Genomic DNA, 411 nt, shown 5'->3' with positions numbered 1-411 from the left:
CCGAACATCCGGCGCAAAAAGGACTTCGCGACCCGGATGGCGAAATAAAAACTTATGAATACACGACGCCGTTTTCGGACCGGGGACAACCCGGATCAACTCTGGTTACTGCCGCCCTCGTTGGCCGATTGGTTGCCGGCCAACCATCCCGCCTTCAGTTGGAGCGCCTTGGTGGACGAGCTGGACTTATCCCCAATTTACGCGACATACGGGAGCAAAGGCCAGCCGCCGTACGACCCGCGCTTGATGGTGAAAATCTGGGTGTATGCGTACGCCCGCGGCTTGCGGGCGTCGCGGCAGGTCGAACGGGCCTGCTACGACGACATGGGCTTTCGGGTGGTTTCGGGGAACCGACAACCTGATTTCTGGACGCTCGCCGCCTTCCGGCGGCGACACCGCGAAGCGTTGGGG

At 61.6% G+C, this 411-nt stretch carries 1 protein-coding gene; it reads left to right on the top strand.

The window, feature by feature from the left end; translation table 11 throughout:
• Positions 1-54: 54 nt before the first annotated feature.
• On the top strand, positions 55-411 hold a 357-nt coding region (locus HIJ39_RS23440), incomplete at its 3' end, for a transposase (protein ID WP_169103414.1).

It is taken from the genome of Sulfobacillus harzensis (assembly GCF_012933365.1).
GTDB classification, from domain to species: Bacteria; Bacillota; Sulfobacillia; order Sulfobacillales; family Sulfobacillaceae; genus Sulfobacillus_B; species Sulfobacillus_B harzensis.
This window is presented reverse-complemented; position numbering and strand designations above follow the sequence as displayed.